The sequence below is a fragment of the Streptomyces sp. NBC_01304 genome, from assembly GCF_035975855.1.
In the GTDB taxonomy this organism is placed as follows: Bacteria; Actinomycetota; Actinomycetes; order Streptomycetales; family Streptomycetaceae; genus Streptomyces.
This window is the reverse complement of record NZ_CP109055.1, coordinates 3,181,174-3,204,479: the sequence shown is the minus strand read 5'-3', so window position 1 is coordinate 3,204,479 and position 23,306 is coordinate 3,181,174. Positions and strand designations below refer to the sequence as shown.

Here is a 23,306-nt window from a genome sequence, read left to right as displayed (position 1 = left end):
GGATGGCGTGGACGGGCGGTGCGGGCCTCATTGCCCGCACCGCCCCGAAGAGGTGCGTCGGTCAGTGCCGGAAGGTGAAGGACGGCAGCACCTTGTCCAGCCAGCGCGGCATCCACCAGTTGGCCTTGCCGAACACGGCCAGCGAGGCCGGGACGATCAGCATGCGCACGATAGTCGCGTCGAGGATCACCGCGATGGCCAGGGTGATGCCCAGCTCGGTGGGCGGGATCGGGCCGGTGACGCCGAAGGCGACGAAGACGATGACCATGATGACGGCCGCGTTGGTGATCGGCTTGCCGGTCGCGGCGATGCCGTCGCGCACCGCGGTGCGGGTGTCGCCGCTCTGCTCGTACTTCTCCCGGATGGCTGCCAGCAGGAACAGCTGGTAGTCCATCGACAGCCCGAAGAGGATGGCGAAGAAGAACACCGGCGCCCAGGCGTTGAGGAAGCCCTGATGGTCGATGCCGATCAGTGAGGCGCCCACGCCGTGCTGGAAGATGATCGACGCGATGCCGAACGCGGCTCCGACGGTGAACAGGTTCATCACCACCGAGACCAGGGCGATGATGACGCTGCGGAACACGACCAGCATCATCAGCAGCGACATCGCGAGGACCAGCGCGATGATCCACGGTGCGGACGCGGCCAGGGCCTCGGTCAGGTCGTGGTTCTGCGCGGCCGGTCCGCCGACCCGGGCCTTGGGTGCGTCCTTTTCGAGATCGGCGCGCAGGTCGCTGACGAGGTCGGAGGTGCGGTTGTCGTCGATGGCGGTCTTCGGGGTGACGCGGACGACAGTGCGGCCCGACTCGGCAGCCTCGGAGGCCACTTGAGCGTTCTCGACGCCTCGGTCTTCGGCGGTCTTGACGACTTGCTGGGCGTCGGCTTCCGGGGTGGTGATGTAGATGGCGGCGCCTGCGCCGGGGCCGAAGGCATCGGTGAGGGTCTCGTAGCCGTCACGGCTGGAGTATCCGGAGTCCACCACGCGCGCACCGGGCATGCCCAGTTCGACACCCGCGACGGGAGCGGCCAGGGCGCCGAGCAGCACCAGACCGGCGATCAGGCCCACCGCCGGTCGGCGTACGACGCCGTCGGACCAGCGGCCCCAGCGGGCTTCGCTGCGGCCGGTGCGCTCGGCGCGCCCCTTGAGGACCTTGTCGCCAAGGGCGGCCAGCACGGCGGGCAGCAGCGTCAGGGCCGAGGCGACCACCGCGACGACGGCGAGGATCATGCCGAGTGCCATGGAGCGGAACACCATGACCGGCAGCAGGCACAGTGCTCCGAGCGCCATGATGAGCGCCAGGCCGGAGAGCACGATGGCCTTGCCGGAGGTGGCCAGGGTGGCTGCGAGCGCGGTCTCGGTGTCGCTGCCCTTGGCGCGTTCGGTGCGGTAGCGGGTGATGATGAAGAGGCTGTAGTCGATGCCGAGCGCCATGCCGATCATCATCGAGAAGTTCATCGACCACACCGACAGCGGCGTCGCCATGGTGATCAGGTGCAGGGCTCCGTAGGCGCTCGCGATGCCGACCATGGTCAGCATCATCGGCATGCCTGCGGCGATCAGACTGCCGAAAACGATGACGAGCAGCACCATCATGGGCAGGCCGGAGAGCATCTCGGCCTTGAACATGGCCTTCTCGTTGGACTCGTTGAAGTCCGCCCACACCGGCCACTCGCCGGTCACATCGGCTGTCGCACCCTTGGGCAGCTCCGCCTCGCCGACGGCTTCGCTCACCTTGCCTGCGGCTTCCGGCAGTTCGGCCTCGTCGCCCGCGTCGAGGTGCACGGGGACGAGGACGGTCTTGCCGTCCTCGCTGACGAGCCCGGCCTGCGGGGGCTGCTCACGCGGGTCGGTGATCTCCTTGACGGCGTCGCGGCCGTCCACTTCCTTGATGACCGCGTCCACGGCGGCATCGCGCTCGCCCTTGGCGGGGACGTGGACGACGACGACCGCCGCCTCCGCGCCGAGGGCGGCGAAGTCCTTGCGCAGCTCGGTGCGGACCTGCTCGCTCTCGGAGCCGCTGGCGTTCCAACCAGCCCCGGACAGAGCACCGTTGAGTGTGGCCGCGAGCGGCGCGGCCGCCAGGACGATCACCAGCCAGACCAGCATGACCAGCTTGCGCTTGTGGACCATGAAGGCGGCGGTGCGGTCACCGAGGGTGCGTCGGCCCGGCGGTTCTTGGGTGCGTACAGGCTCGGACGTGCCGACTGACATGAGGAAGACCTCCGTTGGGCGGGGATGTGTCCCGCGTCGGGGCAGGACAGGCACCCCGGACGGCCGGAGAGTGGCTGGGTGCGGCCAGGGGACGTGACGGTCCGGGGTAATTGGGGGTGGGGCCCGGCCGCCGGAACCGGCGGCCGGGCTTGTGGTGCTCAGAGGGGTGTGGAGCGGGGTGGAGTCAGCCGGCGTTGGTGCCGGTGGTCCACTGGGCCATCCACTCCTGCTCCTCGCGCTCCTTGGCGCGGTGCAGTTCCTCCGACGGCTCGGTCATTTCGATCTTCGCGCCGTCGGGGTGGTAGAAGTTGCCCGCGCCCTTGGCGGCCAGGTGTCCGCCGAGCTCGAGGTAGCAGTGCCCCTCGCCGTTGAAGTGCGGCTCGGGCGCCTCGTAGCCGAACTGACGGGCCACGCCCTGGGCGATGGCCTCGGCCTGGCCCTTGGCGAAGACCGCGGCCTTGGGCAGCGGCTTGCCGTTGGTCAGGGTGATCGAGGCGACGTCGCCGAGCGCCCAGACACCCTCCACCATGGTCTTCAGCGTGTGGGCGTCCACCGGAACCCAGCCCGCGGGCGACAGTTCGGCCTTCTTGACCGGGGCCGGCGCCTGGTGCGGCGGGATGAACACCAGCAGGTCGAAGGAGACACACTCGCCGCCCTCGAAGACCACCTCGCGGGCTTCGGCGTCCACCCGCTCGACGATGTGGCCCGGGTTGAAGCCGATCTTCTGCGACTCGAGCATCTGCACCACGCCCTGGCCCACCACCGGTCCCGCGACCGGCATCGGCTGCGGCTCGGGGGTGTAGACCTCGACCGACACGTTGTCGCGTACGCCGGTCTCGGTGAGCAGGTCCGAGGCGAGCATCGCGCCCTCGTACGGTGCCGCGGGGCACTTGTACGGGATGCGGGTCACCAGGAAGACGACCTTGCCCGAGGCCACGGACTTCAGCTTGGCGTGCGCGTCCACGGCCGCTTCGGCTGTGTAATAGTGCGCCGCCACTCCGGCGTCCAGGGCCTCTTCCAGGCCCGGCACACCCGAGATGTTGAGCTCGGCTCCCAGGCCCAGGACGAGCGCGTCGTAGTCGAACACGCCCTCGCTGGTGCGCACATGCTTGTTCGCGAGGTCCAGGTGCTCGACGTCGGCCACGACCTGCTCGGCCCGGCCCAGCGCGTCCTTGGTGGGGACGAACTGGACGTCGTCCAGGGTGCGCCAGCCGCGCAGCAGCCACAGCAGGGACAACCCCTGCACCTGGGTGTCGCTGCGGTCAATCAGAGTGATCTTGTCGTCGGGGGCCGCGTACTTCTGCAGCTCCCGCACGGTGCTCAGGCCGCCGAAGCCGCCGCCGAGCACGAGGATGTTGCGTCCCATGGTGTGGTGCTCCTACCTCAGACGTTGATGACCTTGTCGGCCCACTCGGTCCAGTCGGTCAGTTCCTTCATCGAGGAGCGGTGGGCGCCCTTGGTGAGGTTGTCCTCGCTCATCCCGCGAGCGTCCATGCAGGTACCGCAGCAGCCGATCACCCCGCCCAGACGGGCGAAGTTCGTCGCCATCTTCCCGGAGTTGTAGTAGCCGTCCGGCGTCTTCTGGCCCTCGACCACCGAGACCACCGAGTCACCGAAGAGGAAGACCTTGACCTCGGTGCCCTCGCGCCGCGCGACTTCGGTCGCCCAGCGCATCCCGTTGTAGACGCGCTCGGTGCCGTAGGGCGGGTCGTGCAGCACGAAGAGGAAGTTCGTCACTTTCTTATCTCCTATTCTAGAGAACTCTTGAAGAGTAGAGGTGTGGGGATGCTCTGTCCAGAGGGCAAAGCGGACTTCCGGTACTAGCGGGTAGCCGCACCCATGCGGTGGCGCAGGAGCCGGGAGAGCTGGTCAACGGCCACGACGAGCAGCAGAAGGGCGATCATCAGCGTGGCGAGTTCGTCGTAGCGGAACAGGCGCATGGAGATGCCGAGCGCCTGGCCGATGCCGCCGGCGCCGACGAAGCCGATGATGGCCGAGCTGCGGATGTTGCACTCCCACTGGTAGAGCACCAGGGAAGCGATGTTGTTGCGGGCCTGCGGGATGACCGACAGCACGCCGGTGGTGAGCCGGGAGGCTCCGGTCATGCGCATCGCCTCCACCGGGGCCGGGTCGACGGCCTCCAGCTGCTCGGAGACGAGTTTGGCGAGCAGGCCGGCGGCGTGCAGCGAGATCGCGTACACGCCCGCTGCCGGGCCGAGGCCGACGACGGCCACGAACACCAGCGCCCACAGCAGTTCGGGCACCGACCTGAAGACGGTCGCCACCAGCCGCGCCGAGGCGGCCAGCCAGCGCGGGGCGCCGATGTTGCCCGCCATCAGGACGGCCAGGACGAGCCCCCCGATGACGCCGAAGAACAGGGCGGCGATCGAGATCTGCAGGGTCTCCAGGACGGCCGTGCCGACCGACTGCAGGAGTTCCTGGTCGAGTTGGGGCGGGAACAGCCCGTCGGCGATCTCCCGGGCGCCCTCCCAGCCGGCGACCAGATTGGCGATGCTCACCCCGGTGCCGTCCAGTGACCACACCACGGCGGCCAGGGCGACGGCCAGGATGATCCAGATGCTCTTGGACCGCTTGTGCCCGCTCATCTGCTGGGCGGTGTCGGGCGGTCGGTGCCCCGAGCCGTTGCGCTGCTGGGGGATCTTAGGCCCGCAGCGGGTACCGGGTATGGCCTTGTCGGGACTGGTGTCTGTGCTCATGCGGGCACCGCCGTCCCCTGGTAGATCTCCTCGGCGTCACGCTCGGTGAGTTCGGCGCCGTCGTAGTGGATGCGCCCGTCTCGCAGGGCGACGATCCGGGGGAACTGCCGGGCGATGCCCAGGTCGTGAGTGGAGACAACCACGGTGACGCCATTGGCCGCACGCAGTGTGTCGACGGCGGCCTGCGAGGTGACCGGGTCCAGGCCGGAGGTGGGCTCGTCGGCCAGCAGCAGCTGGGGTTCGGGCAGCACCGCGCGGACCAGGGCGACCCGCTGGCGCTGGCCTCCCGACAGGTGTTCCACCCGCGCCTTGAGGAACGGGCGGATGCCCTGGTTCTCTGCGAGAGCCTGTACGCGCTCCTCGTAGCGGGAAGGGACGATGCCGCGCAGCACGGCGGCCCATTCCCGCAGCCCCCAGCTGGGGGAGGTGCCCAGGACCGCGTTGGTCTGGGCGCGCAGGCCCAGGACCAGGTCATTGCCCTGGCGGACCACGCCGGTCTTGCGGCGCAGGGCCCGCAGTTCGGACGGTGAGACGGGGTCGAGTCCGCCCACTCGGATGGTGCCCGCCTGCGGGGCAACGGCGCCGAGAATACATCGCAGCAGCGTTGTCTTCCCGGAGCCGGAGGGGCCGAGCAGGACTACGTGCTCGCCCGGGTTGATGGTCAGTGAGATGTTGTCGAGGGCGGGCACGTCGCGGTCGGCGAACGACGCGGACACGCCCTCTAGTTGGATCTTCATTGCGTGAGTCCCCCAGTGGATTGGGAAAGTCAGGCGGGGCAGGGTGTGCCCGTCATCGCCCGGCGGTGAGCAGTCCGAGTTCCTTGGCCTGCTTCGTGAGAGGCGCGTAGTCGGCCTCCGTCACCTGCGTGTATCCGGTGGTCTGCATCAAGTCGAGCAGCTCCGGGTCCTTCATCGCCTTGAAGGCGTCGGTGATCGATGCGGCGGCCTTGTCACCGAGCTCGGTGCGCATCACCCAGGGGTAGCCCATGACCTTGTGGGACTCGATGATCTTCAGCTTGCCCTTGGGTACGTTGCCGTCGCGCTCCAGGCGATGCAGGATGCGCACCTCCAGGCCGCCGGCGTCCGCGGAGCCGTTCGCCACGGCCTGCGCGGTGGCGTCGTGGCCGCCGGTGAAGGAGACCTTCGACAGTGGCGGGCACTTGTCGATCGACTTCGCCGAACACTCGGCGCCGGCCGCGTTCAGCATGGCGCGCGGGTACAGGCTGCCCGAGGTCGAGCTGACGTCGCCGAAGGCGAACTTCCCCTTGTCGTCCAGGACATCCTTGACGCTCTTGTACTTCGAGTCGCTGCTGACCACGATGCCGGAGAGGTACTCCTTGGTGCCGGTCTCCTTGTCGATCTCGGTGACCAGCGGCTGGACATCGACCTGCTCTTCGGCCTGCGCGTAGGTCAGGCCGCCGACATAGGCGACGTCGACCTTCTTGGCTCCGAGCGCGGCGACGACGCCCGCGTAGTCCGTGGCCACGAACAGCTCGACGTCCGCATCCAGCTTCTTGGACAGGTACTCCTGGAGCGGTTCGTACTTGGCGCCCTGCTTGTCCGGCGCCACGTTGGGGATGATTCCCACGACCAGCTTCTCCGGGATGCCTTGGTCGTTGGTGCTGCCCGAAGCGCCTGCGCTGGAGCAGGCGGTGGCCGCGGATACCGCGGCCAGGGCAAGGAACAGTCGGATCTTTTTCACGTACGCCCCTACAGTTCACGAGCATGGCAAGTACACGTCAAGTCGCGGGGTCGCGTGTACGACCTCGCTGTGACGTGTGATGGAACTGAGGCCGGGCCTTAGGAGTGCGGGCACGCTGAAGGCGTGCCGGGGCGGTGCACCCGGCAGTGAAGTGATCTCGCTGATGGCCGACGCCGTCTGCTCGGCGATCGGTCAGCGTGGTGAGCGGTCAGAATCGTGACCGGTCAGCTATCTACTGGCAGTGCTCACAGGAAGTCCCCCCTGACGCCATTCCGGCATTCCGTCTTCGAGCACCATTGCCCGAAGCCCCTGCTGCTTGAGAATCTGCGCCGCCTTCGGAGCGAAGACGCAGTGCGGGCCACGGCAGTACGCGACGATGTCCATGTCTGCAGGCAGCTTGGACAGGTGGTCGTTCAACTCGTCAAACGGTACGGACGTGGCGCCCGGGATGTGTCCGGCGGCGTACTCCTCGGCCGGCCGCACATCGATGATGAAGACGTCGCCGCGCAGCGAGCGCGAGACCAACTCTTCCTTGGTGACCCGCTCGAGCGTCTCTTCGCCCTGCAGGTAGTCCTTGAGGAGCTGCTCGACCTCGGCAAGGCGAGCGTCGGCGAGCGTCCACAGTTCACGCACGAAGCATGCGACGCGCTCATCGGCGAGCGAGTAGATGACCTTCGTGCCGTCCTTGCGGGTTTCCACCATGCGGGCATTGCGCAGCACCTGCAGGTGGCTGGAGGTGTTTCCCACCGTCATGTTTGTGGCGGTGGCCAGCGACTCCACCGAGCGTTCACCCTGCCCCAGGATGTCGAGCAGTTCGATCCGCTTCGGATTGCTGATGGCCTTGCCGATGCGAGCCAGCTGGCCGAAGAGGCCCTCTCTGACGTCTCGCTCCGACATGACACCTCCGGTCGCTGTTTGGTGTTCAAAAGATATCTAGAACATGCGCGCGGAGGCAAGAACTTTCTGCACCTGCACCCCAGTGAACCTCAAGGCGCATCCCGCCGAAGGCTGTGACCTGCGTAAATGCGGAAGGCGTACGGTGAGGCCGTCTTAGCCTCGCCGGTCGGTCATGGCCGGATTCATAGATTCCGCCCCGCCTCCCCTCGCTGCCGCAGGCCCTCTTGCGGCGCTCAGTCGCTCAGCCGCCAAGGGTGCGCGGGGTCTGTGGACTGCGCCGCGCCTTCGAGGCGTAGTGCATGGACGGGAGTAACCCCGTCGACTTGGCCGTCACTGACCGGGCCGAGGTAGGTGTGGCCTGTCATGTGGCACCAAGCGGGCAGGTCAAGAGGGGCTGCCGGGTCGTCCGTGATCACGTGAAAGACGCTGCCTGGCGGGGCATCCACCATCTCGCGCCGCAGCTTGAGCAGCACCTGCACGCACCGCAGTCCCGCACCCTCGACCAGCCGTACCGTCGACATGCAGCCTCCATCCGTTCTTCTAAAGATCCTTTGAATTTAGCCGGAAGGGTCGCGCTGGCGCCGTCGGACTCTCTACTCTCTGCGACGTGGACGCACCCATATCGTGGGCTGAGGCCCGTACTGCCATGCATGAAGCCGGGCGCCAGGGCGCCCGCCCGGCCGTCGCCGTGCCGCTTTCGGAAACGGACGGTACGACACTTGCCGCCCCGTTGACATCCCGGACCGACGTACCGGCGTTCCCCGCTTCCGCGGTCGACGGCTGGGCGGTCCGGGGCCCGCAACCCTGGATTCCGGAGGGGCGCGTCCTGGCGGGAGAGCGCCCGCCCGCCCTGACCCGGCCCGGCACCTGCATGGAGATCGCCACCGGTGCCATGGTCCCAGAAGGCACCGAGGCCATCGTCCGCCTGGAATGCGCGCATCACGAGCACGGCAGGATCACGGGAGTTGCCCGTGCCCGCCGGGACTGGCGCGAGGCAGGCGAAGAGGTGAGTGCCGGGGAAGAACTGCTGCCCGCCGGCAGCCCGGTGACCCCTGCCGTGATCGGACTGGCCGCGTCCAGCGGCCATGACACGCTCCACGTCCATAGACCGCCGTCCGCAGCGGTGCTCGTGTTCGGCGACGAGCTCAAGACGGCGGGGCTCCCGGGTCTCGGCCGCATCCGTGACTCCTTGGGCCCCTCGGTCCCTTCGTGGCTACGCCGCCTCGGCGCCCTTCCCGTCGAAGGCCCCGCTCACCCCGTCGCCGACACACTGGAAGACCATCTGGCCGCCCTGACCTCGGCGTTGAAGACCGCGGACATCGTGTGCACCACCGGCGGCACCATGCACGGGCCGGCGGACCATCTGCACCCGGCGCTGCGCGAACTGGGCGCCGAGTACCTTGTCGACACCGTGGCTGTGCGTCCTGGCTCCCCGATGCTCGCCGCACGGCTGCCCGGCGGGAAGTTCGTCTGTGGACTGCCCGGCAATCCGCAGGCCGCGCTGACCGCCCTGATGACCCTGACCGAACCGCTGATCGCGGGGCTCACGCGGCGCCCGCTTCCGTCGCTGCGTACCGTTCCCGTTGCCGAAGAGACCATCGGCCGGGGCGACTTCACTCACCTGGCAGCCGCGCGACTCGATACCCACGGCCGCGCCCACACCCTCGGCCACGCCGCGTCCTCCATGCTCCGCGGCGTCGCCGCCGGGGACGGATTCGTCGTCGTATCGCCGGGCGGGGTAGTGGATGCCGGCATGCACGTCCCCTTCCTCCCCCTGCCCTTGTATGCCGGGGAGGCGCCCGTCGCCGTGCGCCAAGAAGGCGTCCCGGCAGTGCCATTGCCGGACCAAGCGCACGCTCACAGCACCGCACCCCGCTGAGCGCGGTCAGCCCTCGCTCGCCCACTCACGTGTGTGCCGTACGTGCCCGGCGCTCGCCCGTTCCGTATGACCAGCCGAAGGAGGCAGGAACCGATGACCGCCGAGGACCGGAACCACGCACTGTCCACCCGCTGTGTCCACGCGGGGGAAAGCCGGGATGCCGAGGGGGCCATTCACCCACCCCTCTACAACCACTCGACCTTCGCCTACTCCAGCACGTCCGAGCTCCTGGACGTCGTGGAAGGCCGCCGGGACGGCAACCTCTACACCCGCTATGGACTCAACCCCACCATCCGCTCACTGGAGGGCAAGCTCGCCTCGCTGGAGAACGCCGAGACGGCCCTGGCGTTCAGCTCCGGCATGGCCGCCGAAGCTGCCACTTTCCTCTCGCACTGCAAGGCCGGCGACCACATCGTGTGCCTGGGTGACGTGTACGGAGGAACCTTCGAGCTCCTCGGCGAGAACCTGCCCCGCCTCGGCATCCACACCACCTTCGTACGCGGCGCGGACGGCGAGCGCCTGCCGGAGTTCCTCACGTCTCGTACGCGCATCGTGTTCCTGGAGACGCCCAGCAATCCGACCCTAGAGGTCTTCGACATCGCGGCCATCGCCGCCCAGGCCCACGCGGTCGGGGCGCTGCTCGTCGTGGACAACACCTTCGCTACCCCGGTCAACCAGACCCCGCTCGACCACGGGGCGGACCTAGTCGTCCACTCGGCGACCAAATATCTGGGCGGGCACAGCGACTTGACCGCAGGAGCGGTCGCCGGTCCGGGCGCTCTCCTTGCCCCCATCGCTCCCTGGCGCAAGAACCTCGGACAGATCATCGCCCCCGAGACTGCCTCCCTCCTGGCCCGCAGTCTGCGCACGCTCGTCGTCCGCGTGCGGGCGCAGAACGCGACTGCCACGGCGATCGCCCACTACCTGGCCGGGCACCCACGCGTCAGCACGGTGCACTACCCCGGGCTGGCCACCGGAGCCAGGGCCGCCATCGTCGCCGCGCAGATGCGAGGCTACGGAGGCATGCTCAGCTTCACCGTGGACGGCACCGGCACGGAGGCAACCGCCACCGTCGACCGGCTTCAGCTCTTCAGCATCGCGCCCAGTCTGGGCGGCGCGGAGAGCCTGGCCACCCAGCCGGTCACCACCACCCACCACGGCCTCAGCCCGGAAGAGCGGACCCAGCGCGGCATCACCGACAGCATGATCCGTCTCTCCGTCGGCCTGGAAGACAACGAAGACCTCATCGCCGACCTCGACCAGGCGCTGAGCAAGGTCTGACAGCACCGCCCGAACCCGCCTGTACCGCCTCAGCGTTGATCAGTGGCGGGCACAGCGGCCTGGATGACCCCATGGACGGCCTGGCTGATGCGCGCGGCGGCCTGCTCGGGGTCGGGCTGTCCGGCATCCAGCCAGGCGATGACGGCCTCGGTCGTGAAGGCGGGGATGACGCGTGCCGCCCAGTCCAGCCATGGGCCGACGGGGATGAGCTGCGCGAGGTTGCGTTGGGCGACCTCGGACGACGCGGCACTGAGCGTATCGACGAGATCGCGGAACTCCGGCTCCCTGGCCGCATGGTGGAACAGGAGCCGGAACCCGTCGGGGTCGGCTGAGGCAGCGCGGATCAGGGCGGGGATCGAGTTGTCGTCGAAGTTGTCGCTGCCCACGCTCTCGGCCAGGTGGCCGCAGGCGCGGTCAAGGGCCGCCCGGTACAGGTCGGCCTTCGACTCGAAGTGACGGTAGAGCAGCACCTTGGTGATGCCCGCTTCCGCGGCGACCTCGTCGAGGCCGGTGGCGGTGTATCCGGTGCGCGCGAAGGCCCGTGATGCGGCGCCGAGAATCTGTTCGCGCCGTTCGGCCCGCCGCATCCGCGTGACCGGCTCCGGGCCGCCGCCGGAAGGGGCTCGCTGTCCTGCCATGGGCTGCTTGCCCTCCTTCGTCACCGCTACCAGACACGTTGCCGGAATTCCTCGGTTGACGCAGAAGTATACAAGTGGTTTTGTTTAAGCAAGAGTAAACACCTTGGAGTCAACAAGGAGTCGCTGTGACCACTCAACTGCCCTTCCCGCAGCCCCTCCCCCTGCAGGTCCCGCCCCTCCTGAGAGCACTTCAGGCGCAGGGCACCGTTCACAGGATCTGCACCCAGGTCGGCGACGACGCCTGGCTCGTCACCGGCTACGACGAGGTCCGCAGGCTCCTCGACGACCACCGGCTCGGCCGCTCCCACCCCGATCCGGAGACCGCCGCGCGCTCCGGAGAATCCGCCCTATTCGGCGGCCCACTGGGCAACTACGAGACAGAGAAGGCCGACCACGCTCGGATGCGCGCCCTGCTCCAGCCGCACTTCACACCCGGTCGCATGCGCACCTTCCGCCACCGCGTCGAGACGCTGACCGGTGAACTTCTCGACAACCTGGCCAAGCAGGCGCAGCCCGCCGACCTGCACACCGCCCTCGCCCTGCCGCTGCCGATCCTGGTCATCTGCGAGCTGCTCGGTGTGCCGTACGAGGACCGCGCCCGGTTCCGTACCTGGACCCAGGCCGCCGCCGACATCCACGACCGAGCCCGATCCGAGCAGGGCCTCGGCGAACTATTCATCTACGGTCAGGAGTTGGTGGCCCGCAAACGGCGTGCACCCGGCGACGACGTCATCTCACGGCTCTGCGCGACCGATGGCGTCGACGACGACGAGATTGCCATGCTGTCCATGGCCCTGCTCTTCGCCGGCCACGAAACCACTGTCGTTCAACTCGGCCTGGGCGCCCTACTTCTGCTCACCCACCCTGACCAGTGGCAGGCTCTGCGCGACGATCCCGACCTGATACCCGGCGCAGTCGAGGAGATCCTGCGCGCACCCGGCAAGGGCGGCGGAGGCATCCCCCGCTACGCCCATACCAACATCGACATCGACGGCGTCACCATCAAAACCGGCGACCTCGTCATGCTCGACAACGGCGCAGCCAACCACGACGCAACCGCCTTCCCCGACCCCGACAGCTTCGACATCACCAGGCACGCGGCCGGGCACCTCACCTTCGGCCAGGGCGCCCGCTACTGCATCGGCGCACCCCTGGCCCGCATGGAACTCCAGGTCGCCCTCGCCCAACTCATCGCACGCTTCCCCGCCATGCGGCTGGCCGTCCCCATCGAAGAACTCCGCATCCGTGGTGACGTGTTGACCGGCGGTCTGGCCGAACTCCCGGTGAGGTGGTGACCGTCATGTCCCGACCCGTCTTCGCCCGGCTCTATCCGCATATGAACAAGGCCATGGAGCGAGGAGGTATGGGTGAACGCCGCCAAGCGCTGCTCGCCGGCCTCACCGGCCATGTCATCGAGATCGGCGCGGGCGACGGAGCGAACTTCACCTACTACCCGCCCACGGTCACCCGCGTCCTCGCCGTGGAACCCGAACCCCGCCTGCGCGCACTCGCGCAGGCCGCCGCACTGGAGGCCCCCGCGCCGGTCGAGGTAGTGGACGCCACCGCCGAACACCTGCCCGTCGCCGAGCAGAGTCTGGACGCAGCCGTGTTTTCCATGGTCCTGTGCACCATCCCCAGCCCCGAAGCCGCACTCGCCGAAGCCCTCCGCGTCATGCGCCCCGGTGGACAACTGCGCTTCCTCGAACACGTACGCGCCGACACCCCTGGGCTCACGCGAGCCCAACGTCTCCTGGACGTCACTCTCTGGCCCCGCCTTATGGGCGGATGCCACACCGGCCGCGACACCGCGACCACCATCACGCAGGCGGGGTTCACCATCGACCGGCTTGACCCCTTCCTGTTCCCCGAGGCCCGGACGCCACTCTCCTTCCACATCCTCGGCACCGCCACCCGGCCTCACTAGCTAGGCGGGGGCAGCAATCCACGCCGAGAGGCGTCCTGGGACAAGACGTGAGCTCCGTTCTCGATGCCCCCGGATGATCGCCTGCAGCTGATCAGCGCGAAGTATGAACACGGAGCCTGCTTTCCCCGAGCGAACCGGGGGAGAGCAGGCTCCGCAGCGCTTTGCCTTACCCCTGTGCGGCTGTCGGCAGACACGAGGGTTAGAAGGGGGACAGTCAGCCACACGATCCGTACGGCGCACTCGCGCTCGAAGTCTTCGGCAGACCTCGCCCACTACTGACGCCTCGTCGAGCTCCGCGACAACCTCATGGCCCGCATCGCCGAGGCAGAGCGAGAAGGATGGCTCGGCGAAGTCGAAGGACTCCAGGTCAGCCTTGCCGGCGCCAGGGAGAAGGTCGCCCAGCTCGACGCCGAGGATCAAAGGTCCAAGAGCGTCGTTGACTTGGGCATGCCCACCCTCCGCCAGCTCACCGTTCGCACCAGCGAGACCACCGGTCCGTGCCCGACTGCCTGACGCACGTGAGGGGCATACACGTGCCCGCGGTGGGTAGTCGTCCCGCGAAGAAGCGACTTGGCCCCGACCCCGCCAGTCTGAGCAATGGCGACCGCCGCCGGGGCATGGGCAATGACCGGCGGCGGTCGCCTGCGCGCGGACCTGCCTCTCCCCACCGCCCGTCCACGCGAACTGTCCTCCTCGGCCGCCAGGACACGCTGGAGACCGTCCCGAAACGCACACTGCCTGGAGGACGCCGACCGCAGCCGCAGTGCCTGCCTTGTTGGAACGCGGCTGCAGTCGGCCGGCGAAAGTGAGTAGCGCCTCGGACTCGGGATACACGAGTTGAGGCAGATGCGGCGATGAGCCGCTGACCATGATCAGAACGCGGGCTTCCTGTCCGCTGCTTGGAGCGTAGAACCCCAGAGCCGCATTGCAACAGGCCACAGAGCGGCCATCCTGAAAACCGATGAAGCCGCACCTCAGTCGAGCTGCTCCAGGGCTTCCAGAAGAGGCGAGAGTTCTTCGAGCTGATCGGTGAAGGTCAGGAGAACACCCAGGCCACTGCCCTCCACCGCGTCCCGCACTACCACCGTGGGGGCTGTGAGGGTCAGACTTCCCCCGGCATGCTGCAGGGCGTGCCGGATGCCGAGGATTGTGTAGAGGCTTGCGTTGTCGCACCGAGTCACACGGGACAGGTCCAACATGACGTGCCGACTGCCCGCAGCCATCGCCGTGCTCGTCTCGTTGCAAAGCACGGAAACGCTCCCGGAGTCCAACTCGCCCGAGAGGGCAAAGGTGATGTAAAGGCCCGGCTTGGCGGACGTTGACCGGACCTTCAACTTCGGCTCGGGGTCCCTTTCCTTGCGCATGCTGATGCGCATCGTGGCCACACCTCTGCGACGGCGCCCGCGCAGCCCCCTCCGTACGCGTGGCCCAAGGATCATCCCACTGCGTATGAGCCGGTGCCATCGCACAACTGAGTGAACACACCTCGTAGTTCAGAGAACACCATGCGCCGGCGGGCAGCGAGAACAGCAGGGGCGGCGTCTTCTGCACGGCCGCGAGGATGGCGGCCTGCCAGGTCGTGGCGTGCAGGGTGATGACCGCGACCAGCGGGATGGCCACTGAGCTCAGCGAGGAGCCGAGGACGTCACTGGCCTGGCCCGTCCAGTAAATGCGGAAGTCGCGGTGCCGCCAGAGGCTCGAGTCCACGGTCGACGTCATGTGTCGCCGCCGGATGGGGGCGAGGAGTGCGCTGCGCCGTACGCGAAGGGTGTGAAGTGCGCAGGGGTGTGGCCGATGAGCAGATCGGGGCGCCACGCGGTGAGAATCTGGGCGCTGCAGACGAACAGGTCGTTGGGTAGTTGGTCGAGGGGATACCAGGCCCAGTCGCCGAGGCTCTCGTCAGGCTGCGTGGCCGGGCGGCCTTGCCAGACGTTGACGACGGCGCCGACGGTGACTCGCACGACGTCACCGACGTGGTCGACGAGCGTCCCTAGGAGTGTGACGTCCTTGGGATGGGCCACGAGGCCGGTCTCCTCGGTGAGTTCACGTACGACGGCCGCTTCGAAGGTCGCGTCGTACGGCTCCACGCTCCCGCCGGGCAGCTCGAGAGTGCCGCGACGGTGACGGCCCAGGAGCAGACCGCGCTCGCCGAGGACGATGGCGCCCACACCGACCGCCGCATGCGGGACGGGCGGGCGTCGACTGCGGGGCCGGCTGGTAATCCGCGTAGTTGCGATGGGCCTGCGCCGCGCCTGGATGAGCTGGCAGATGACGGGGTTGTCCGGCTCAGGCGCACGGAGCTGGGTGACGGCCTCCACCGTGAATCCGTAGTCCGTCAGGAGGTCTTCCCACACCTGCGTGGTCAGCACCCAGGTCTGCAGCGGCAGCGGATCTAAGCCCTTGAGACCGACCGTCTCCGGACGCGGGGCCACGGTGTCGGAGGGGCCGTGGCCATGCCAGTTGGTATGCAGCACGGAGAAGACGAGGGGGGCGCCTGGGAGCAGCCCGTCGCGCAACGCGGGCAGTGCGATGTGCGGGTCGATTCCGGCGAGGGTGCAGATGCCGTACGCCGCGTCGTACGGCTGAGTCTGCTGAAGGTGCTCGATCACGTCCGCGTGCACGAATTGGACTCCGGGCACGTCGCCGAAGTGGCCGGTGGCACGGCGATGTTGGGTGGCGGAGAGTTCGACTGCATCGACGCGTGCGTCGTGGGTGCGGGCGAGATGGACGGCGTAGTGGCCGGCTCCGGAGCCGATGTCCAGAACTCGCTTTCCGGCCAATGGGCCGAGGACGTCGTCACCGGGTCCGACGCCGTCCCAGAAGCCCCATCGCAACTGCGCGGGTTCGGGAGGCATGTAGGACCGGTCGAGCTGAAACTGGCCGTAGGCGGTCCACGTATCCGAGTTGGGGTTCTCAACCGACATGCAAACTCCCCTTACTGGCAGGCGAGGTAACCGATGCCTTCGGTAGTGACGCGCCGGTCACCAAATAGTTCGGGCCTTGGCCCCGTCGTGCACGCTCAACGGCATCCAGGGCGCCGAAAGGGCACTTCACCCATCAGCTGCCGCCAGTGGTCGAGGTCGTGGACGGCCCACATGTCGTGCTCGGCCGGGTCGAGACGGATCTGCCGAAGCTGCTCACTGCTGAGTTGGCCGCCGTCGAAGATGAACCCGATCTTGCCCAGTGCCAGACGGGGCCCAGGGTGGAGGTAGTGCGTCAGCAGAAGGCGAGGCGTGCCCTGCCCGAGTTCGAGGCCGATCTCCTCGGTCGTTTCGCGCTGAGCGGTCTGCAGGGGGCCTTCTGCGATGTTGTCGTTGTTGCCTCCGGGGAACTGCCACAGCCGATTGCCGTACACCGACCGCAGTTGCACGGGCCGGTCGTGCTCGTCGCGGATGTAGAGGCAGCCGTACACCGTGTGATGGGGAACGGTCTGTACATACTCCGCGGGCGCCATCGGCATAGGGAAGCCACCCCGGCCGGCACGGTGGTCGAATTCAAACGCCAGCACGCCGAGCGCTTCCTTGGCCGGCGGATAGATGCGGCGGAGATTGACGAGCTGCTCGGCGCGGGAGGCGTCCGGATCGATGTGCGCCGGGTCCTCTGCGGCCAGGAGTTCCTCGAACGAGGTGTAGCGGGTGGCCCGTTGGATGACGATGTCGAGTTCCCGGCCGTCGTCCTGATCGTGGAAGACGATGGTGTCCCCGACTTCGACGGCCGCCTTCTCAGGGGTGGCGACGCGAACCTCGATCGTCTTGCGTCCCGACTCCACCTGGGCGTAGTAGCGATCCTGCAGGTGGAAATCGTGCTGCTGTGCTGCAGAAGGCCAAGGGCGACGGCTGCCGGCCCATGCGGGCTGCAGGACCACGAAGGCCAGGTCCTCGGCGTCGTGGCGTACCGCGAGCGACCAGCCGGTCTGCAGCTGAGCGAGTTCGTCTTCGTCGAAGGCGATGCCGCGCCGCTCGGCCGGAGTGTCGGCGGCGAGCGGGGTGATGACCACGATGGCGCCGCCGGGCCGAAGGCGTTTCCCGAGGGAGTGCAGGGTTTGCTCCCGGTCCGCGAGGAAGGGGGCCACGAACCGGAGAGTGATCAAGTCATATCCGTCGGCGTGGAGTTGCGCCCAGTCGTCGCTCTCGATGTCGAGGCGTACCCACCGGACGGCCGTTCCGTGTTGGACGGCGGCCTCGGCAAGGGCCGTCTCGGACCAGTCGACCGCATCCACGGCGTACCCGGCCGTGGACAGGTGGGCTGCGAGTTCACCGAGGCCGCAGCCGACATCGAGAGCCCTCCCTCCGGCCGGCGCCGGGGCATGCGCGGCCAGCAGCGATCGTTCGCTGTCACGGAGCTGGCGATAGCGGTAGCCGTCGGCATAGCCGCGGTCCCAGTCGTCTTGCGTGGCGAACATGTGTGGGGCACGTCCTTCCGAGAAGCAGTGGGCGTGAGCACGCAGGAGGATGGCGAGGCCACCTTGGAGTCGGCGCCGTCCCGCGCACGGGCGACTCCAGCCGATGGGAGGGATTCAGGCCCCAGCTGGTGACTGGCCTGACTGGCCCCAACCGTCGAGGGAGAACGGCTGCTGATTGGCGATCTGCGCCAGGGCGGCAGCCGTGTACGGCACGGTGTTGGCGGGCGGGCTGGTCGGGTCGGCCCACAGAAGCTGCGCGCACTTGTGGGGTTCACGGTTGACCGGTTCGCCTCGCCATGATTCGGCAAGGAAGAAGAAGCCGATGCGCGGCTCTTCGTCGCCGTTGCGGTGATGGACGACGTGTACGAAGGCGAGAGCGTCTTCGTCGACCTCGACGCCTACTTCCTCGTAGACCTCGCGGAGGGCGTCGGCGACCACGGACTCTCCGTGTTCGCGGTGTCCGCTGGGCGGGCAGAACTGACCATCCGCGTAGCCGGTGTTAGCACGCTCCATAAGCAGGATGCGTCCATCGGCTCTGCGTAGGAGGACGTAGACATCGATGATGCTGCGGCTTAGGGGATCCCGCGGCTCGCGGACCTGCACGGTGGGGAGCGTGCCGTCACTACTGGGGGCGGGGCGCGAAGTGTCCTGGTGCGCTTGGAGGACCGCGGCGGCGCCGGGGTCCATGGTCATCTCCGCTGCTTCTTCGAGGCGGGTCCATCGGAGTTGGATGCCCTCGTGCAACTCGATCTCGTGCACGGGCCGGTTGAGGGTGCCGTGGTAGACGCGGACACGGTTGTTGAGGGATCCGTCTGCGTCGAGGGTGTCCAGGGTGACGAAGCCGGTGAGGTCGGGGATGGCGAGCCCGATCTCTTCGTCGAGTTCCCGCACGATGCCCTCGTCGCAGGTCTCGCCCCTCTCTGTGTTCCCGCCTAGAAGCGCCCAATGGCCTGCTCGCCAGATGGGCTTGTTCGCGGAACGCAGGTGCAGCAGATAGCGGCCGTCGTCGTCCGTGAGCAGCGCTGCGGTGCCGGGAATCACTGGCCAGTCGATCGTGACCTGCGTGTGCTTCTTGCGGAACACATGCGGCGCATGGGCCTCGGCGACCGAGTCGGAGCCGGTGACAGGCCGGACGGTGATACGTGGGCACAGGGCAGCGCGATGGTTGCGCTGCCAATGCCGGACCTGCTCGCCCATCTCCTCGGCAGCCAGCTGCCCGGCCGGACCGTAGCCGTGAACGACCAGCTCGTACACCCCGTTGCCGTCATCGCCGTCTGAGATGCGCTCGGTGTCCAGCCGCGCCAGGGAGGCGCCGCGCACGATGGCCGCCCCTGGCCAGTGCCGAGGTGGCGGGTTCAGGACGCCGTTCTCGCTGTCGGGGTCGACCGACAGGCGGCAGAACCCGGGCAGTGCGCCGGCCAGGTACAGCGCGAGGTCGGCGAAGGGTTCCTGCCCGCCGACGGTGACGTGCGTGTGAACCGTGGCGGGGGCTGTGTCGAAGGCCGAGGTCAGGCGGTCGACGGGCAGGGGACTGCCGTCCTCGAACGCGAGGTGGATGCCGCGCCCTGGGACCGTGCGGCGTCGGGTGTCCCAGGCGCCTTCGCCCTGCATCGGCACGAATCCGCACACGGTGAGCGGCTCGTCGCTGACGAGCGCCCCGTCGCGTTTGGTGAAGCCGATGGACCACACGTACTGGTGCAGGCGCAGTGGAGCAATGAGACGTCCGCCCTCGGTGACCATGTGGATCCACGGCAGGTCCCAGGTGTCGACCGTAACCACGATGGCGTTGAAGCCACCGTTGGGGACGACCTCGGCGGGCAGGTGCTCGGCGTCGGCGGTGACCACGCGGACGGTGTCGTACCCGGCCTCGGTCAGAAGCTGGTCGGCGCGATCGGTGACGGCCGGGTCGATGTCGAGGGTGGTCACGCTTCCTGTCGGGCCGACGAGTTGGGCGAGGAGCGCGGCGTTGTAGCCGCCGGATCCGATTTCCAGGACGTGGTGGCCGGGCTGGACGCGGGCGGCTTCGAGCATGTCGGCTTGCAGCCAGGGCGCGGACACGGAGCTGATGACGCGGCCGTCGTCGTTGTGGCGGGTGGGGATGATGTCGTTGGCGTACGCCTTCTCGGTGGGCACCTCGGGGGCGAAGGAGTGCCGGGGCACGGTGCGGAAGGCGTTCTCGACCGCGGTGGTGCGGATGTGGCCTTCGGCCAGGAGCCGGTTGGCGAGCTGGTGGCGCAGGACGCCCGTTTCGTCGAGTTCGGTGGTGGCAGAAGTCGTCACGGTGGGCCTTTCGCGTGGTGGGGTCATGCGGGATCCGCGACGGTGGGAGAGGCGGGGTTCGGAATGCTTCCGGCAGGGGCGTACTGGGCCGCCTGAGCGGCGAACATGGTGGCGTATCGGCCCTGGGCGGCGACGAGTTCGTCGTGGGTGCCGTGCTCGGCGAGGTGTCCGTTGTTGAGGACGTAGATGTGGTCGGCATGGCGGACGCCGGACATGCGATGGGTGACGAGGACTACGGCCCGGTTAGGGGCTGCGAGTTGGCGGATGCGGTCGAAGGCTTGGATCTCCGCCTCGGGGTCGAGCGCGGAGGTGGGTTCGTCCACGATGAGGACGTTGTCCGCGTGTGACGTTGTGCTGCGCCAGTGAGTGCGGGCAAGCCCCCACTTCTGCCACTCGCCGCCGGAGAGTTCGATGGCTCCGCGGAACATGCGGGCCAGCATGGTGTGCAGCCCGTCGGGAAGTTTGGCGACAACGGGGCCGGCGCCGGCGTAGTCCACCGACGGTTGCAGGTCTTCCAGCGAGGCGTCTTGGGCGGGGCGGCCGAGTCGGATGTTCATTGCGGCGGTTACGGGCCACCGTTGAAAGTCCTGGGTGAGTAGGGCGACTCGTTCGAAGACTTCGGAGCGATCGAGGTCGGTGATGTCCTTGTCACCCCATCGCATGGTGCCGTCCTGGGGCAGCAACATTCCCGAGAGGATCTTCATCAGCGTGCTCTTGCCGGACCCGTTCTCGCCCACGATGGCCGTGACGGATCCCATGGATAGCGTGAGCGTCACCCGGTTCAGCGCTGGGGTGTCGCGGTCGGGGTAGCGGTAGGTGACGTGATCGAGCGCGATCTGCTTGATCTGCTCGGGTACTGGGGTGCCGCCCTCGGGGATGGTGCGTTGTGCGGCTTGTTCGAGGAAGCGGCCGTGGTCACGGACGTACAGGGATTCCTCGTGCAGCTGGTTCACGTTCATTACCAGTCCGCCCAGGCTCGCCGAACCGGTCCGCACAGCGATCACCGCGGTGCCCGCGACGGCCAAACTCATGCGCCCACTCATGATCAGCCAGAACATGGTCCCGTACGTGGCCGCTATGGCGAGCCCGGACAGCGCGGCGGCGACCCACTCGGTGAGCGCCTTGCTGGTGGCCAGTCGCTCCTGCTCGGCCTCGGCACTCTCGGCCATCCGCTTGTATCGGCTGAGGAGGAAGGTGCCGACGGCGTGGATGCGTACTTCCTGGGCGGCGCTGCGCTCGGTGAGCAGGTTGCCGATGAGGCGGCTGGCCCGTACGTGCTCGATCCAGCTCATCACCGACACATAGCGTTCCTGCGCGACGCGCATGGCACCCCAGCCGCGTGGGGCGGCGATGAGGATCAGCATGGGCAGCAGGGTCGGGTCCAGGACCGTGAGTACGCCGGCGGTGGTGATCAGCGAGATGATCCCGTTCAGCGCGGCGACACAGGCCCCGATCATGCGGCGGGCGGAGCCCGGACCGTACTGGGCGATGTCGACAAGCCTGCGGAAGTCGGGGTCGTCGATGGCCTCCAGCTCGACGGAGGCGGCGGCAGCCAGGTACTGGGTGGTGGCGATCCGCTCGACGATCGGCTCCAGGCGGCCGGCCCGGGAGGTGGACCAGGCGGGCAGGGCGGAGTTGACGACAGCGACGGCACCGGCGGCCAGCAATCCGGGCAGCAGGGCGTGCAGCCGCTGGGTGGCACTGCCGGTACCGGCGAGCAGGGCGTGCATGACGGCGTTCACGGCGAGCAGGCCGACGGCTGCGGCGATGCCTTGCCCGATCTCGCTGATCGCCACTGTGAGGAGGGCACGGCGGTCGGCGTTCCACGCCATGCGCAGCGTCGAGGCCACCAGCGTCGGCATGGAGCGCAGCGCGGACATCATGGTCAAGTCGAGTCTGGCGTGCTCGTGTTGGGACCAGCCCATGTCGTAGCGCAAGGGGCCGCCGAACAGCTCCTGTTCAGCGTCGGAGACTTGGGGTTCGACCATCCGTACCCGACCGAAGAACCTCTTCACTGGGCGCCCTCCGAGCTGGGCCAGTTCAACGCCCGGTACGAGGGGCCTTCGGTGAGCATCTGGAAGATGGCGGCGGTGTAGGGGTGGCAGTCCGGCGGTGGCTTCTCCATCGACACCCAGAAGAGCCCTTCGTGCTTGCCTGGCTCAGCGTTGTGCGGCTCACCGATCCAGGACTGAGCCACGAACACGGCAGTGATCCGGTCGAGCCCTCCGGCAGCGTGATGGTGGACGAGTCCGACGAACTCCTGGTGCTCTGGGCTGATACGGACTCCGGTTTCTTCTTCCGCCTCCCGCCGTGCTGCGCGGTCCAGTGGCTCACCGGCCTCCAGATGGCCCCCTACGACGGTGAGCTGTCCCGGTGCGAGTGTCGCGTCGGGATTCCGGCGCACGCACAGGGCGGCTCCGTTCGCGCGCAGCAAGACCTGGGCCACGTCCGCGGTCAGCAGGTGGTGCTCGTCGCTCATCGCAGCCCCTCCTGCTTGAGGTGCTCGACGGTGCGTCGGCCGCGTGCGGTCACATGAGGATCGCCGTGGCGAGGGCCGTAGGCCAGGGCGCTGGCCGCGTCGGCCGCGGTGAACGCCACCAGGGCCTGCTGCTCGATGGTGGAGAGCGGGCGTCCGTATCCGGTGAACAGCGCCGTGCTCAGTTGCGGATGGTCTGGCCATACGGCGGTGGCGAGTTTGACGAAGTCGGCGACGCGCGGTCCTGGGGTGCTGCGCTCGTAGTCGATCAGCGCGCAGCGCTGGCCGTTCCAAAGCATGTTGCGTTCCCAGAAATCCCCGTGGAGAAGCCCGGCGGGCAGAGGACCGAGGGCAGGGAGAGTGCTGACGATGCGCCGGAGCATGTCGGCTTCGGCGGCGGAGAGGTGGTCGCCGGCGTCGGCAACGTGCTTCTCGAGCCCGGTGACCGCGGCCTCGGCAGCGTTTGCGGCCTCGGCCTGGGCTGCATGGTTCGGCAGCGCATCGTGAAAGAGACGCAGGAGCCGGCCGGCTTGCTCGTGTGTGGCGCGGCGCTGCAGGGGCGAGGTCTCGCTCTTGAGGGGCTCGCCGTCCACGGCGGTGACGACCAGGGCGAGCAGCTCGGCCGAGCTGTCCTTCAAAGCGGGGGCGTTGCCATAGCCGAGGCGCGGGACGGCCTCGCGATAGGCGCGGGTCTCGCGGGTGTAGAAGACCGCCTTGGGCGCCACCTTCACGAAATGGTGCCCGGCGCTGCCGGACACCTCCCAGACCACTGAGTTCGTCCGTGCGTGCGAGGCGTCGCGTACGACCTGGATCGGCCCCAGCACCGATTCCACCCACCGGGCCAGCGGCACGGGGAGACTTGCGGATTCCGTCACGCCAGGTACCTCGTATCCGGTCGT

General features: G+C 68.2%; 21 protein-coding genes. 5 read left to right on the top strand and 16 right to left on the bottom strand.

The genetic code is table 11. The features are described from left to right. Nucleotides 1-61: 61 nt before the first annotated feature. From OG430_RS13805 to OG430_RS13770, 8 genes are all read right to left on the bottom strand, one after another. Nucleotides 62-2,212 (bottom strand): MMPL family transporter, encoded by a 2,151-nt coding sequence (locus OG430_RS13805; RefSeq protein WP_327352780.1) that lies wholly within the window; start codon nucleotides 2,210-2,212, stop codon nucleotides 62-64. A 184-nt stretch (nucleotides 2,213-2,396) separates the two neighbouring features. Beyond that, nucleotides 2,397-3,578 (bottom strand): NAD(P)/FAD-dependent oxidoreductase, encoded by a 1,182-nt coding sequence (locus OG430_RS13800; protein WP_327352779.1) that lies wholly within the window; start codon nucleotides 3,576-3,578, stop codon nucleotides 2,397-2,399. A 17-nt stretch (nucleotides 3,579-3,595) separates the two neighbouring features. After that, nucleotides 3,596-3,949 carry a DsrE/DsrF/TusD sulfur relay family protein gene (locus tag OG430_RS13795; RefSeq protein WP_327352778.1) on the bottom strand — a complete coding sequence of 118 codons (354 nt, stop codon included), beginning with the start codon at nucleotides 3,947-3,949 and terminating at the stop codon, nucleotides 3,596-3,598. Nucleotides 3,950-4,032: 83 nt separating this feature from the next. Further along, complete coding sequence (gene phnE / locus OG430_RS13790; RefSeq protein WP_327352777.1) at nucleotides 4,033-4,929, bottom strand: phosphonate ABC transporter, permease protein PhnE; 897 nt, start codon at nucleotides 4,927-4,929, stop codon at nucleotides 4,033-4,035. Beyond that, entirely contained in the window at nucleotides 4,926-5,666 is a 741-nt protein-coding gene (locus OG430_RS13785) for a phosphonate ABC transporter ATP-binding protein (RefSeq protein ID WP_327352776.1), read from the bottom strand. Before OG430_RS13785 ends, phnE begins: the two co-directional genes overlap by 4 nt. A 52-nt stretch (nucleotides 5,667-5,718) precedes the next feature. Further along, nucleotides 5,719-6,630, bottom strand: a complete 912-nt coding sequence (phnD, locus tag OG430_RS13780) for a phosphate/phosphite/phosphonate ABC transporter substrate-binding protein (RefSeq protein ID WP_327352775.1) — start codon at nucleotides 6,628-6,630, stop codon at nucleotides 5,719-5,721. A 228-nt stretch (nucleotides 6,631-6,858) separates the two neighbouring features. Then, nucleotides 6,859-7,527 carry an ArsR/SmtB family transcription factor gene (locus OG430_RS13775; RefSeq protein ID WP_327352774.1) on the bottom strand — a complete coding sequence of 223 codons (669 nt, stop codon included), beginning with the start codon at nucleotides 7,525-7,527 and terminating at the stop codon, nucleotides 6,859-6,861. A 233-nt stretch (nucleotides 7,528-7,760) separates the two neighbouring features. Then, entirely contained in the window at nucleotides 7,761-8,048 is a 288-nt protein-coding gene (locus OG430_RS13770) for a sulfurtransferase TusA family protein (protein ID WP_327352773.1), read from the bottom strand. Nucleotides 8,049-8,134: 86 nt separating this feature from the next. On the opposite strand from OG430_RS13770, the gene OG430_RS13765 reads away from it, so the two are divergent. Then, nucleotides 8,135-9,406, top strand: coding sequence for a molybdopterin molybdotransferase MoeA (locus tag OG430_RS13765; protein ID WP_327352772.1), 1,272 nt, complete (start codon nucleotides 8,135-8,137; stop codon nucleotides 9,404-9,406). Between the two features lie 93 nt (nucleotides 9,407-9,499). Beyond that, a complete protein-coding gene (locus tag OG430_RS13760) occupies nucleotides 9,500-10,687 on the top strand; it encodes a trans-sulfuration enzyme family protein (RefSeq protein ID WP_327352771.1) in 1,188 nt (395 codons plus the stop codon). A gap of 29 nt (nucleotides 10,688-10,716) precedes the next feature. On the opposite strand, the gene OG430_RS13755 is transcribed toward OG430_RS13760, so the two are convergent. Next, nucleotides 10,717-11,325: a TetR/AcrR family transcriptional regulator gene (locus tag OG430_RS13755; RefSeq protein ID WP_327352770.1), complete on the bottom strand. Its 609-nt coding sequence runs from the start codon at nucleotides 11,323-11,325 to the stop codon at nucleotides 10,717-10,719. A 125-nt stretch (nucleotides 11,326-11,450) separates the two neighbouring features. Here OG430_RS13755 and OG430_RS13750 point away from each other — a divergent pair, with 125 nt between their 5' ends. From OG430_RS13750 to OG430_RS13740, 3 genes are all read left to right on the top strand, one after another. After that, on the top strand, nucleotides 11,451-12,620 hold the full coding sequence (locus tag OG430_RS13750; protein ID WP_327352769.1) for a cytochrome P450: 1,170 nt from the start codon (nucleotides 11,451-11,453) through the stop codon (nucleotides 12,618-12,620). 5 nt (nucleotides 12,621-12,625) lie between these two features. Then, on the top strand, nucleotides 12,626-13,249 hold the full coding sequence (locus OG430_RS13745; RefSeq protein ID WP_327352768.1) for a class I SAM-dependent methyltransferase: 624 nt from the start codon (nucleotides 12,626-12,628) through the stop codon (nucleotides 13,247-13,249). Between the two features lie 306 nt (nucleotides 13,250-13,555). Further along, nucleotides 13,556-13,762: a hypothetical protein gene (locus OG430_RS13740; RefSeq protein WP_327352767.1), complete on the top strand. Its 207-nt coding sequence runs from the start codon at nucleotides 13,556-13,558 to the stop codon at nucleotides 13,760-13,762. 461 nt (nucleotides 13,763-14,223) lie between these two features. Here the strand turns inward: OG430_RS13740 and OG430_RS13735 are convergent, their stop codons facing one another. The 7 genes from OG430_RS13735 to OG430_RS13705 form a co-directional block, all read right to left on the bottom strand. Then, a complete protein-coding gene (locus tag OG430_RS13735; RefSeq protein WP_327352766.1) occupies nucleotides 14,224-14,625 on the bottom strand; it encodes an STAS domain-containing protein in 402 nt (133 codons plus the stop codon). A gap of 339 nt (nucleotides 14,626-14,964) precedes the next feature. Then, nucleotides 14,965-16,173: a bifunctional class I SAM-dependent methyltransferase/NUDIX hydrolase gene (locus tag OG430_RS13730; RefSeq protein WP_327352765.1), complete on the bottom strand. Its 1,209-nt coding sequence runs from the start codon at nucleotides 16,171-16,173 to the stop codon at nucleotides 14,965-14,967. A 95-nt stretch (nucleotides 16,174-16,268) separates the two neighbouring features. Then, nucleotides 16,269-17,651, bottom strand: a complete 1,383-nt coding sequence (locus tag OG430_RS13725) for a methyltransferase domain-containing protein (protein WP_327352764.1) — start codon at nucleotides 17,649-17,651, stop codon at nucleotides 16,269-16,271. A 114-nt stretch (nucleotides 17,652-17,765) separates the two neighbouring features. Beyond that, complete coding sequence (fxlM, locus tag OG430_RS13720) at nucleotides 17,766-19,958, bottom strand: methyltransferase, FxLD system (protein ID WP_327352763.1); 2,193 nt, start codon at nucleotides 19,956-19,958, stop codon at nucleotides 17,766-17,768. Further along, nucleotides 19,955-21,946: an ABC transporter ATP-binding protein gene (locus OG430_RS13715; RefSeq protein ID WP_327352762.1), complete on the bottom strand. Its 1,992-nt coding sequence runs from the start codon at nucleotides 21,944-21,946 to the stop codon at nucleotides 19,955-19,957. Before OG430_RS13715 ends, fxlM begins: the two co-directional genes overlap by 4 nt. Beyond that, a complete protein-coding gene (locus tag OG430_RS13710) occupies nucleotides 21,943-22,410 on the bottom strand; it encodes an NUDIX domain-containing protein (protein WP_327352761.1) in 468 nt (155 codons plus the stop codon). Before OG430_RS13710 ends, OG430_RS13715 begins: the two co-directional genes overlap by 4 nt. Further along, nucleotides 22,407-23,282, bottom strand: a complete 876-nt coding sequence (locus OG430_RS13705) for an aminoglycoside phosphotransferase family protein (RefSeq protein ID WP_327352760.1) — start codon at nucleotides 23,280-23,282, stop codon at nucleotides 22,407-22,409. The genes OG430_RS13710 and OG430_RS13705 overlap by 4 nt, the downstream gene beginning before the upstream one ends. Nucleotides 23,283-23,306: the final 24 nt, after the last annotated feature.